This is a genomic window from Micromonospora sp. NPDC049645 (genome assembly GCF_040675155.1).
Classification (GTDB): domain Bacteria; phylum Actinomycetota; class Actinomycetes; order Mycobacteriales; family Micromonosporaceae; genus Micromonospora.
In genome coordinates this window covers 1-1,285 of record NZ_JBFAOI010000043.1, presented here as the reverse complement: position 1 = coordinate 1,285, position 1,285 = coordinate 1, and the positions used below count along the sequence as shown (strand labels likewise).

Sequence of the window (1,285 nt, the reverse complement as noted above, 5' to 3'; positions counted from 1 at the left end):
ACCGGATACGCCTCATACAAGCCCCGGCCCATCCCGATCCGCTGGCTACCCTGCCCGGAAAACACCACCGCCAGCCGACCCGACCCCGCGACCCCCGCAACCACCCCCGGCGCCTGAACACCCGCGGCCAACGCCTGCAACCCATCCACCAACACCGACCGATGCTGACCAAGCACCACACCCCGATGGGCGAACACCGACCGGCCCGCCAACGCCCGCCCTACCGGAACCGGCCCTAGCTCGGGCCGGTCAGCCACGAACCCGGCCAACCGCTGCGCCTGCGCCCGCAACGCCGTCTCGGTCTTAGCCGACAACAACCACGGCACCACCCCGTCGGCCGGCAGCGGAGCCGGTTCATCACCCAACCCCGTGTCCGGTGCGGGTGCGGGTTCGGCTTCTTCGAGGATGAGGTGGGCGTTGGTGCCGCTGATCCCGAACGAGGACACCCCGGCGCGTCGTGGCCTACCGTTGGCCGGCCATGGGGTGGCCTCGGTCAGTAGTCGCACCGATCCGGTCGACCAGTCCACGTGCGAGGACGGGGCGTCCACGTGCAGTGTCTTGGGCATCAGCCCGTGGCGCATCGCGAGGATCATCTTGATGATCCCGGCGACGCCTGCTGCTGCCTGGGTGTGGCCGATGTTCGACTTCACCGATCCAAGCCGCAGCGGTTGGTCCGCGGGCCGGTCCTGCCCGTAGACGGCGATCAGCGCTTGTGCTTCGATCGGGTCGCCCAGCGTGGTGCCCGTGCCGTGCGCCTCCACCACGTCCACCTCGCCCGGCGTCAACCGCGCGTTGGCCAACGCCTGGCGGATCACCCGCTGCTGCGACGGCCCATTCGGAGCACTCAACCCGTTGGAAGCGCCGTCCTGGTTGACCGCGCTGCCCCGCAACACCGCCAACACCTGATGCCCCCGCCGACGGGCATCGGACAACCGCTCCAACACCACAACCCCGATGCCCTCACCCCAACCCGTACCGTCAGCCGCGTCCGCGAACGGTTTACACCGCCCATCCGCGGCCAACCCACCCTGCCGGGAAAACTCCACGAACGCACCCGGAGTGGCCATCACCGTCACACCGCCGGCCAGGGCCATCGAACACTCACCCGACCGCAACGCCTGCGCCGCCAGATGCACCGTGACCAACGACGATGAACACGCCGTGTCCACCGACACCGCCGGGCCCTCCAGGCCCAACGTGTACGCCACCCGCCCCGAGGCCACGCTTCCGCTGGTCCCGGTGCCGTATCCGTCGGTCTCGGCCGGGCTCGCCGCCAACTGCATGG

The 1,285-nt window shown here is 70.0% G+C and carries 1 protein-coding gene; it reads right to left on the bottom strand.

What is annotated here, in order from left to right; all coding sequences use genetic code 11:
- Positions 1–1,285 (bottom strand): beta-ketoacyl synthase N-terminal-like domain-containing protein (locus AB0J33_RS31160; protein ID WP_363618739.1); only part of this gene is annotated, 1,285 nt, incomplete at both ends.